General features: G+C 31.6%; 11 protein-coding genes. 8 read left to right on the top strand and 3 right to left on the bottom strand.

Annotation, left to right across the window (positions count from 1 at the left end; genetic code table 11):
* The 3 genes from ABY285_RS07740 to ABY285_RS07730 all read left to right on the top strand — a co-directional run.
* Positions 1-699, top strand: a 699-nt coding sequence (locus tag ABY285_RS07740; protein WP_372768727.1) for a DUF4369 domain-containing protein, incomplete at its 5' end; no start/stop codon positions are given.
* 322 nt (positions 700-1,021) lie between these two features.
* Positions 1,022-1,516: an RNA polymerase sigma factor gene (locus ABY285_RS07735; RefSeq protein ID WP_372768725.1), complete on the top strand. Its 495-nt coding sequence runs from the start codon at positions 1,022-1,024 to the stop codon at positions 1,514-1,516.
* Positions 1,517-1,519: 3 nt separating this feature from the next.
* Positions 1,520-2,158: a hypothetical protein gene (locus ABY285_RS07730; RefSeq protein WP_372768723.1), complete on the top strand. Its 639-nt coding sequence runs from the start codon at positions 1,520-1,522 to the stop codon at positions 2,156-2,158.
* 57 nt (positions 2,159-2,215) lie between these two features.
* On the opposite strand, the gene ABY285_RS07725 is transcribed toward ABY285_RS07730, so the two are convergent.
* Positions 2,216-2,677, bottom strand: coding sequence for a DUF4442 domain-containing protein (locus ABY285_RS07725; protein WP_372768721.1), 462 nt, complete (start codon positions 2,675-2,677; stop codon positions 2,216-2,218).
* Positions 2,678-2,948: 271 nt separating this feature from the next.
* On the opposite strand from ABY285_RS07725, the gene ABY285_RS07720 reads away from it, so the two are divergent.
* The 5 genes from ABY285_RS07720 (at position 2,949) to ABY285_RS07700 (ending at position 8,298) form a co-directional block, all read left to right on the top strand.
* Complete coding sequence (locus ABY285_RS07720; protein ID WP_372768719.1) at positions 2,949-3,320, top strand: DUF4870 domain-containing protein; 372 nt, start codon at positions 2,949-2,951, stop codon at positions 3,318-3,320.
* 20 nt (positions 3,321-3,340) lie between these two features.
* A complete protein-coding gene (locus tag ABY285_RS07715) occupies positions 3,341-3,676 on the top strand; it encodes a PadR family transcriptional regulator (RefSeq protein ID WP_372768717.1) in 336 nt (111 codons plus the stop codon).
* Position 3,677: 1 nt separating this feature from the next.
* Complete coding sequence (locus tag ABY285_RS07710; RefSeq protein WP_372768716.1) at positions 3,678-5,414, top strand: PspC domain-containing protein; 1,737 nt, start codon at positions 3,678-3,680, stop codon at positions 5,412-5,414.
* A gap of 74 nt (positions 5,415-5,488) precedes the next feature.
* Positions 5,489-6,223, top strand: a complete 735-nt coding sequence (locus ABY285_RS07705) for a head GIN domain-containing protein (RefSeq protein WP_372768714.1) — start codon at positions 5,489-5,491, stop codon at positions 6,221-6,223.
* 266 nt (positions 6,224-6,489) lie between these two features.
* Positions 6,490-8,298 (top strand): hypothetical protein, encoded by a 1,809-nt coding sequence (locus tag ABY285_RS07700; protein ID WP_372768712.1) that lies wholly within the window; start codon positions 6,490-6,492, stop codon positions 8,296-8,298.
* A 74-nt stretch (positions 8,299-8,372) separates the two neighbouring features.
* Here the strand turns inward: ABY285_RS07700 and ABY285_RS07695 are convergent, their stop codons facing one another.
* Complete coding sequence (locus ABY285_RS07695; RefSeq protein ID WP_372768710.1) at positions 8,373-8,795, bottom strand: Rrf2 family transcriptional regulator; 423 nt, start codon at positions 8,793-8,795, stop codon at positions 8,373-8,375.
* A 29-nt stretch (positions 8,796-8,824) separates the two neighbouring features.
* A complete protein-coding gene (gene ctlX, locus ABY285_RS07690; RefSeq protein ID WP_372768708.1) occupies positions 8,825-9,763 on the bottom strand; it encodes a citrulline utilization hydrolase CtlX in 939 nt (312 codons plus the stop codon).
* Positions 9,764-9,765: the final 2 nt, after the last annotated feature.

Genomic DNA, 9,765 nt, shown 5'->3' with positions numbered 1-9,765 from the left:
ATGAAAAAAATAATTGGCTTTATTGTTATTGTTACCCTTTTAATTTCTTGTAATAAAAGCAAAAATGGAAACATGGTTGTTAAAGGAACTATTGATGGCTTAAAAAAAGGAACGGTTTATTTACAAAAAATTAAAGATACCGTGCTTGTTTCAGTCGATTCCGTCCAATTAAATGGAGAGCTTACTTTTTTGCTTCAGGATGATGTTGAAAGCCCGGAAATTTATTTTTTGACATTGGATAAACAGGTTGGGGAAAGAATATCCTTTTTTGGTGAAAAAGGCGAAATTTTAATTACTTCCAAACTTTCGAAGTTTTCAACTTCTGCTAAAATAAAAGGGTCTGTTAATCAAGGTTTGTTGGATGAGCATAATACAATGGCTCAACAATTTAACGGAAAAAAATTAGATATGGTTGTTGAAAAATTTGAAGCCCAAAAGATTAAAGACACTGCGCTGCTTTCAAAAATTGCCAAAGACGAAAAAAGCTTAATAAGAAGAAAATACCTTTACACCACCAACTTTGCTGTTCTCAATGCAGCACATGAAGTTGCTCCTTACCTGGCGTTAACAGAACTGTACAATGCCAATATAAAATTATTGGATACTATTAACAATTCGCTTTCGCAAAAAGTTAAAACCTCTAAATATGGTTTGGAACTGGACAAATTTATTAAAGACATTAAAAAGCAAGAAAAATAATAAATTGAAGTTTAAAGGAGAAGTTAATTCGTTTAACTGTGTAATTGTTTAACCGTTTATTTGCGTAATTCATAATTCAATTTGCGTAAGGGATTGAAGAGGAAATCCTTTTTAGCGGTTTTTCGCCGTTAAAAAGATTATAGCGAAAAGCCCAACCGCTTTTTTTTAAGCGGGAACGCCAAAAGTATTATTTTCTGTTTTTTAATTTTTAGCGTTTGGGCGAATATTTTTACTTTTAAAATGCCTGTTCTTTATTTCTTGCGTAATCTTGTAACAAATTATATTAAACACAGACTTATTAATTGCTAAATAATTGGAACTTGTGAATAAAGAACTTGAGCATAAATTTATATTGGAATTTGAGCAAAATCAAAATATCGTTCATAAAGTATGTAGAATTTACACGTCTAATCAAGACGCTCACAACGATTTATTTCAGGAAATTGCCATTCAGCTTTGGAAGGCTTATCCGAAATTTAGAGGAGAATCCAAACTTAGTACCTGGATGTATAGAATTGGGTTGAATACAGCCATTACTTTGTACCGAAAATCGAAGCGGAGCATTGTTACACAAGACATTGACTCGGTTTTATACAAGATTGAATCAACAAGTTACGACGATACCGAAGAAGAGCAATTAAAACTGATGTACAAAGCAATTCATCAATTAACCGATATTGACAAAGCATTAATTTTCCTATATCTGGAAGAAATAAATTATAAAGAAATAGCCGAAACAATGGGTATTTCAGAAGTAAATGCACGTGTGCGAATGAATAGAATTAAAACGCGTTTAAAAACAATACTAAATCCTTAAATGATGGATGAATTAGAATTCTTAAAAAAGGATTGGAAGAAGCAGGAAGCCGATTTTCCAAAATTATCGTATAACGAAATATATAAATTGATTCATAAAAAATCTTCTTCGATTGTAAAGTGGATTTTTATTATTTGTATCGCTGAATTTTTGTTTTGGGGAATGCTCAATTTATTTATACCTGATAGTGCCTTTGCCATATACGAAAAATTTAATTTAAAAATGTTTCTAACGATAACTCAGATTTTGCACTACGTCGTGGTCATTTTCTTTATCTACCTGTTTTATAAAAATTACAAAGCCATTTCAGTAGTTGACAACACCAATTTACTGATGAAAAATATTTTAAAAACGCGCAAAACAGTTAATTACTATGTATATTACAATATCATTTTATACATATTATTATCAATTGTTTTGAATGTTGTTATGTTTTCGCATTCTGATATTTTAATAGAAAACCTGATGCCTGAAAGCACCAATTTAGACAGTGATAAATTTTTTGAATATTATATTTTTGTTCAAATAGCAGTTTTGTTGGTAATGTGTGGGCTTTTATGGCTTTATTACCGAATTATTTATGGAATTTTGCTAAAAAAATTAGATAGAAACTATAAAGAATTGGAATCTTTAGAGGTTTAAATAAAAAATAGCGCTTAATAAAGCGCTATTTTTTATTTATTAATTTGTGCTTTTTATTTATTTCTTCGATTTTAACTTGACGCTCCATTCAAATTCATAGGCAGAAACCTGTTCGCTATTTTCGTTTATTCCAACAGATTTCATCAAAATGGTTTGTCCTTCTCCAGTTTCAATGGTTCTTTTTAAAGCTTCATCAAGCAAGTAGCCATCTGTACAAGTAAAAGTAATTTTTCCAACTGCCTTTTTTGTGAAAGTCCCATGATGATTGGTGACCAACATAGAAATTTGCTTGCCGCTTTCTTTAATTTTCTTAATTACCAAAGCACCTGTAGTAAGTTCTGCAGCCATAGACTGTACCGCAAAATACATAGAATTAAATGGGTTTTGGTTGATCCATCGATGTGTCACTGTAACAATCGTTTTCGAGTTTTCGAGTTCTTTTAACCGAACTCCACATAAAAAAGCCGATGGCAATTTAAAAATCAGGAAACGATTCATTTGTTTTGCAGTAACGCTCATAAAATTTAATTTTCGGCAATTTATGAAAAAAGAGTGATATATATTATACCAAGTGAATTTTTAAATATTGTATTAAAGATTTGATGTATTTCATTTATAAAATCACACCGAATATGTGAATAGTTATGCAATAAACCATTTTTTAAACAACCAATCGTCAGCAAAACTGAAAATAATTTATGTTAAATTTATGTTAAAATACAGTACTGTGCTTTGCATAATACTATATTAAATGCATATCTTTGTGTAAGAATATAAAAATCATAAAATTATGGTCACTCAAAATGATAAAAATTACAGTTCCATTACTCACTTAAGCAGTTTTGCAGGATGGCTTTTCCCTTTCGGAAATATCATTGTGCCATTGATATTATGGTCGGCAAAAAAAGGTGAAAGCACTTATATTGATATACACGGGAAAGCAGCCGTAAATTTTCAGCTGAGTTTAATGCTCTACTGCTTTTTATTGGCGTTGTTAATTATACCGCTAACCATATTTACGCTTGGCCTAGGATTAATAGCAGTTATATTAGGAATTATTCCTGCATTTATTCTCATTATTGTTACCATTATTTCGGCAAGCATAAAAGCAAATAATGGAGAATATTACCATTATCCATTCACCATAGAATTTATTAAATAGCCATATTAAAATTTCAACTTATGAAGATAGAGAACACAAAAGCGCAAATGCGAAAAGGAGTTTTAGAATATTGCATACTTTCCATATTACAACGTGGCGATGCTTATACTTCTGAAATTTTATCGGAGCTGAAAGATGCAAAATTATTGGTGGTTGAAGGAACCGTTTATCCTTTATTAACAAGGTTAAAAAATGTTGGTTTGCTCAGCTATCGATGGGAAGAATCAACCTCCGGACCACCAAGAAAATATTATGCCTTAACTGAAACCGGCCAATTATTTTTAAATGAATTAAACACTACATGGAGTGATCTTGTAGAAGCAGTAAACTTAGTAACTACCAAAAAAACAACATAAAATGAATAAGACTATAAACATAAATTTAGGAGGTATCTTCTTTCATATTGATGAATTAGCCTATCAAAAACTAAAACTTTATTTAGATGCCATAAGAAGATCTTTAAGTGATGATCCACAAGGAAGAGACGAAATCTTAAATGATATTGAACTTAGAATTGGAGAATTGCTAGGGGAAAGAATTAAGAATGAGCGCCAAGTCATAAATGACAATGACATTGATGAAATCACCAAAATAATGGGGAGACCTGAAGATTATTCTGTAGATGAAGAACTTTTTGAAGATGAACCAAAATATAGGCAAAGCACCTCATCAAAAAAATTATTCAGGGACAGCGATGATAAATTTTTAGGAGGCGTTTGTTCGGGATTGGCACATTACTTTGGAATGGATGTCATTTGGATGCGCTTATTATGGCTGGTATTATTTTTCTTTTTCGGCACCGGATTTCTAGTTTACATCATCTTGTGGATCTTAATTCCTCAAGCTCAAACTACCGCCGAAAAATTACAAATGAATGGGGAACCTGTAAATATCAGCAATATTGAACGTAAAATAAGAGAGGAGTTTCAAGGTGTTTCTTCTCGTGTAAAAACAGGCGTAAATGAAGTTACTGATACCGTTAGAAGCTCAGAATTTAAAAACAAAGCAAAAACCGGCATACAAGAAGTAATTGACACACTTGGCAAAATTATTTTGGCCATATTCAAAATATTTGGAAAATTTATTGGGGCGTTATTAATTTTTATCGCTGCTGCAACATTAATAGCACTGATAATTGGAGCATTTTCATGGGGCAGTTTTGAAATGTTAGCATTTGACCATAATTTTATGCACTACCCTCCGTTCTTTTTTGATTCCGTATTTCCTCTGTGGCTCTTAATTATATTCGGATTTTTAGCCATCGCAATTCCCTTTGTTATATTGTTTATGCTGGGTTTAAAAATACTTTCAAGCAATGTGAAATCATTTAGCACCACCACAAAATTATCGCTTTTAGGTGTTTGGATTATAGCCATACTCGGCTTAAGTTTTGCCGGAATTAATTTTGCAACACAAAACGCTTATGATGGTGTTCACAATCAAACCGAAGATTTGCCAATAGTTACATTGGATACCTTAACCATTAAAATGATAGGCAATGATAACCTATCAAACAAAAAAGAGTTGAGAAGGAGTTATAACTATGAAACTGTATATGATAATGATTTGGAAAAATTATATTCAACAAGAATTAACGTCGACCTAAAATCTACTGATAAAGAAACTGCATTTGTTAAAATCAGAAAGGAATCAGATGGTAAAAATCGCTTAAATGCGAATAAAGATGCAGAATCCATTGAATATAAATTCAGTATCACTGAGAAAAACCTCCTGCTAAACGGATACTTTTTATCCGATTTGAAAAATAAATTCAAAGATCAGGTAATTGACATTACGGTTTATTTGCCAACTAATTCAGTAGTTTATCTAGATGCTTCAACACAAACATTTTTAAATGATGTGGATAATGTGCAAAATATTTATGATGGAGATATGCCTAAACATTATTTCAAAATGACAGAAAACGGATTGGAGTGTTTAGACTGCGATCCAAGTATATTTGGTGATGATTTTAAAAGTAACAACGAAAATTTTAAATTAAAAATTGATAAAAAAGGAGTTGAACTAAAAGTAAACGACGGCAGTAAAAAAGCGGAAGTTACTATTGATGAAAATGGCGTTAAGATTGAATAATTTCAGTTCTGCCATAAGATTCGAAAGAATTTCAACTGATTTAAAATACTTTTTGATATAAAAACAACCAAACAATGAGAACTTTAGTGAGAATTACCATTTTAATTACAATTTATCTGGCACTGTTATTCACAACAACATCATGCGTCTTTAACCATATTATTGGGGTTAAAGGAAACGGAAATGTTATGTCAGAAGACCGCTCAATTAGCTCTGATTTTGAAATAATTAATGTGAAACAGGGAATTAATTTATATTTAACACAAGGTAATCAAACGGATATAAACGTTGAAGCCGATGAGAATATCATGGATTTATTAATTACAGAAGTAAAAAATAATGAACTTAATATTTATTTCGAAAAAAATGTAAATCAAGCAAAAGCCCGAAATGTATATTTAACAGCTGAAAATATTTCGAAAATAAACACTTCTAGTGGGGCTTCGGTAAAATCTGAAAATACGATACAAACAACATCATTAAATCTTGAATCAAGCAGCGGGAGTTATATTAAAATTCGCACGAATGCCCGTGAAATTATAAGTCAATCATCAAGCGGTTCTACGATTACTGTTTTTGGGAAAAGCGAAACGTTTTCAGCAAACGCAAGCAGTGGAAGTTCAATTAATGCCAATGAACTTAAAACCGTTAATGCAATTGCAAAAGTTAGCAGCGGAGCCAATATCGATGTAAATGTTACCGATAAATTAACGGCTAAAGCCAGCAGTGGTGGAGCTGTTGATTATGAAGGAAATCCTAAAGACGTTGATAAAGAAACTTCATCGGGCGGCAGTGTTTCCGGAAACTAATTCCAATTTAGGTATTTAAATTATAAAGCCGATTCAATATTTCTGAGTCGGCTTTTTTAATTTTATTTGGCGAAAAAACAGCTTCAACAAAAGGCAGATCTATCCTTCCATGGGACAGTTTGCTCTAAAAACCAATACTATACTCCCAAATTTCAACAAAAATAAACACAATTTATAGAACATTTAACAAATAATAACGGTGAGATGCCTACATTTGTAACCATAACTAATAATTATTTCTGAAAAATAATTTAAGACAAAAAAGCATGCAACAAAAAAACAACCCACATTCATTTCATGTTCCGGTAATGGGGATTGCTTTTACAATAGACACCCCTATTAAGATTGCAAAATATGGTATTTCTTCCGTTATTTCAATTGTAGATGACATCATCATTGAAAAAATGGATGAATATTATTCAGGGAAATTTAAAATCCCATATCAATCAATTTCAACAAAAGTAGAGGACTATAGAGCTAAAAGAATTACTTCCTATTTAAATACGGTGGATATTATCGTAAAACAAAAATTTGAAAATCTTAAGAAGAGTTTTGAACAGAAAAATAGTGACTTTGAAAAATATATGGAAATGCTTCCTGATTTTTCGGAATTAAAACAAAATTTCATTCAAACCTTTCAACACAATAAAGTAAAAGAAGATTTTAGTAATTGGATTCAAAACAACCTAAAACAAGGGAGTATTGATGTAAATATTATGACCAAATTGGATAAATCCAATTATAGTAAAAAAGACTTATTGCCAATAGAATTTAATGATGCTCACGCAGCATTAAGGGGTTTTGCGAACAGTACTTTGGAATCATCTGTGGTACTTTCTGCCGGAATGAATCCGAGATTATACAGTTATTTTGAAAATTTCAATGATTTTTTCCCATCCGAAAACAATCGGTTGAAAAAGAAAATAATTTTAAAAGTAAGCGACTACAGATCTGCTATCATTCAAGGGAAATTTTTAGCTAAAAAAGGGCTTTGGGTTTCTGAATACAGAATTGAATCAGGTTTAAATTGTGGCGGTCATGCATTTGCCTCTGATGGCTATTTATTAGGTCCAATCTTAGAGGAATTTAAAACGAATAAGACTGTTTTAATCGATGAAATTCACGGAATATTGGTTGAAGCCTTAAAAAATAAAGGAAAACACATTCCTTCTGCACCATTAAGTTTGGCGATTACAGTTCAGGGAGGTGTTGGAACCCACGAAGAACATGAATTTTTATTGGATAATTACAATATTGATTCCGTAGGCTGGGGCTCCCCATTTTTATTAGTACCAGAAGTAAGCACGGTTGATGAAGTTACCAGAAAAGCATTGCAGGTCGCTACCGAAAAAGATTTGTTTTTAAGCAATATTTCTCCTCTGGGAGTTCCTTTTAACAGTTTAAGGGGAAACACCAATGAGATTCTTAAAAATGAAAGAATTGCTGCTGACAAAGCAGGTAGTGCTTGTGCCAAAAAATTTCTGTCTTCAAATACAGATTATACAGAAAAAGTAATTTGCACTGCTTCAAAAAAATATCAAACCATAAAATTAAATGAGCTAAAACTTGAAAACTTAAGTTCAAATGAGTTTGCTGAAAAATCCAATCGAATTACTGAAAAAGCATGTTTGTGCGAAGGATTGGCCAATGCAGCATTTATTAACTATGATATAGAAAGAAAAGCTGAAGAACAAGGTGTTGCAATTTGTCCAGGTCCAAATATGGCTTATTTCACAAAAGACCTTTCGTTAAAAGAAATGGTAGGCCATATTTATGGCAAAACAAATGTAATCGAAACAAAAAATCGTCCGCATATGTTTATAAAAGAATTGGCCATGTATGTTGATTATTTTTCGAAAAAAGTTGATGAGATCAGCGATTCTTTTAATGCAAAACAACAAAAATATTTAACCTCTTTTCAAAATAATTTGAATGATGGTATTGAATATTACCAACATTTATTTTCAGATTCAAAGATTTATTTTGAATCAAATAAAGAAACATTGTTAAGTGAGTTGGAAACTATAAAAACTGAATTGTTCGACATAAAAGTTCCGATTTTAGTTAAAGCATAATTATTAGTTAAAAACATAATTACAAAAAAAAGACTGTCTAAAAAGGCAGTCTTTTTTATTTATAGAATTTCGTTTCAATAATCAGTTCCGCAATGAAAATCAGCAAGGGTCTTGTTTTCAAGGATTTTTAAGGTGCTGTCGCGAACTTCCGCCATTAAAATATTTAGACTGCAACGCTCTTCACTGGTACAGTCATCACATTTCTTGTAGTAATTTAAACTAACACATGGCAACATCGCTATTGGGCCTTCGAGCAATCTAATTACGGTTGAAATTTTTATTTCAGTAGGATTTTTAATTAAATAATAACCGCCTCCTTTACCTTTTTTAGAGGAAAGGATTCCGCTCTTCTTTAAAGTCAACAAAATACTTTCCAAAAACTTTTTTGAGATGTTCTCCGATTCGGAGATGACTGAAATTAAAATAGGAACATTTGGCTCTTGCTTAGCCAAATAGCTCAATGCTTTAAGTCCGTATTTTGTTTTTTTAGAAAGCATTATTTAAAATTTGTGATTCTGGAATTAAATTATTCGTATTTAGGCAAAAAAACTTCAGCCATCATGCAGCGTGCACTTCCACCACCGCAGGCTTCAACAGTATCTAATGAACTGTAAAGTATTTTACCGTGCTTTTCAATTTGTTTAATTTGCTGATTCGTTAAACTTTCATAAGCCGAGTTTGACATGACAATATAACGCTCATCATTACTTCCTAGAACCTGCAACATATTACCGGCAAAACTATTCACTTGTTCTTCTGAAATTGAGATAATTTCCTTATGATCTTCCTTTAAATGTTTAATCACATTTTTTCGTTCTTTTTTATCATCAATACTGTCTAAGCAAATTACTGAAAATTTTTCACCCAAACACATAATTACATTGGTATGGTAAATTGGCAAACGTTTATCATTGACGGTTTGGTAAGAGACGAATGAAACGGGCGTGAACTCAAAATCTTCACAAAATTCTATCAGTAAATCTTCATCTGCTCTAGGTGACAAAGCACAATAGGCTTTTCCATTTTCCCTGTCTAACAACAAACTTCCTGTCCCCTCTAAATATACTTTTTCTTCTTCTGCTGAAGTATAATCTACCACATTATTAATTTGATAACCCAAATCTTCCAATATTCCCATGATATCCTCTCTTCTTTCCAACCGTCTGTTTTCTGCAAACATTGGATATAAAGCAACGTCACCGTTTTCGTGAAATGAGATCCAATTGTTTGGAAAAATGGAGTCTGGTGTGTCTGTATTATTCGTGTCATTTATAACGATCATATTAACGCCAACGGCTCTTAATTTTTCCACAAAGTCATCAAACTCTTGTAATGCTTTAAATTGTACCGTTTCAGGTGTTAAACTTTCCAAAACTTTTTGGTAATAGTTATTCACCGCAGTCTGCTCATTCATTCGAAATGAAATTGGGCGAATCATTAAAATTGTATTTGTAATTTGTTGCATAA

Source organism: Lutibacter sp. (genome assembly GCF_041555395.1).
Taxonomy (GTDB): domain Bacteria; phylum Bacteroidota; class Bacteroidia; order Flavobacteriales; family Flavobacteriaceae; genus Lutibacter.
The sequence above is the reverse complement of the archived record's forward strand: the minus strand, read 5'-3'. Positions and strand labels throughout refer to the sequence as shown.